The organism is Shewanella saliphila (assembly GCF_014648295.1).
In the GTDB taxonomy this organism is placed as follows: domain Bacteria; phylum Pseudomonadota; class Gammaproteobacteria; order Enterobacterales; family Shewanellaceae; genus Shewanella; species Shewanella saliphila.
Window position 1 is genome coordinate 1 of the sequence record NZ_BMQV01000106.1, and the last position, 983, is coordinate 983.

At 40.5% G+C, this 983-nt stretch carries 2 protein-coding genes; both read right to left on the minus strand.

Annotated elements, in window-relative coordinates:
• Window positions 1–211: 211 nt before the first annotated feature.
• The gene (locus tag IEY48_RS20285; RefSeq protein WP_268244305.1) at window positions 212–850 is read right to left on the minus strand and encodes an efflux RND transporter periplasmic adaptor subunit; all 639 of its coding nucleotides are present in this window, start codon (window positions 848–850) and stop codon (window positions 212–214) included.
• Between the two features lie 16 nt (window positions 851–866).
• Window positions 867–983 (minus strand): IS3 family transposase (locus tag IEY48_RS20290; protein WP_133306622.1); only part of this gene is annotated, 117 nt, incomplete at its 5' end.

Here is a 983-nt window from a genome sequence, read left to right on the forward strand (position 1 = left end):
AATGGCTATGGTTTTATAACAATGAAAGACCCAATACAGCAATTGGTGGTGTCCCACCAAAGCAAAAACTGGCACTAGTGGCCTAAATATCTACTTTTGATCTCAGTTAAAAATGGGGAGATTACCAAACGGTTTCATATGTCACCACGCCGTCTATTGTTTGCGAGGCAAAATGCACGTCGGTTATCGTTGCAGGAAAGTTTCTGTTTGCTTAAGCATCTACTGTAAATAATGCTTTTTGCCCTACGTTAATTTGACCTACATCAGCTTCATCTACATCGACATGCAATTCCATTTGAGTGAGGTTTTCGGCGAGAGTAAACATCACAGGGGTTTGGAACGACGCGGCCATAGTTTGCCCAGGCTCAACATCACGAATTAATACTATGTCATCAATGGGAGAATGTATGGTCGCTTTTGCCAAAGTGGTTAATTCAGCATCCAGTGCTGCTTGTGATTGAGCGACTAACGCTTTAGCACTGGCAAGGTTAGCGACCGCTCGGTCATATGATGCTTGCGAAACGTCTAATTCTTGTACTGAATACAAGTCTTTTTTAACTAATTGACGATAACGAGTTAAGGCTTTTTGAGTTTCTACAATGGTGGCTTCTATTTGCTTAACTTGAGCTTTTGCTGAATCAAGTGATGCCCTTGCTTGGCTAACTTTAGCTTCTAATTGATCGGTGTTCATGCGAGCAAGTATCTGGTCTTTTTCTACATAATCATTGAAATCGACTAATACCGTTTTAATGGTTCCAGAAATTTCAGATCCTACTTCAACTTGATTGACCGGTTGTAATGTCCCCGTAGCCGTAACCGTAATATTTAATGAACCTTTACTTACGTTAATCGTTTTGTTGTACTGGTCAAGCCAAACTGGACACTTTTAATTGAGAATTTTCAAACTCTACCGGTGACAGATCACCATTAGCTGAATGAAGTCGCTCCAAGTTGTAATATTTCATGTAAGCCGTCACATCTTG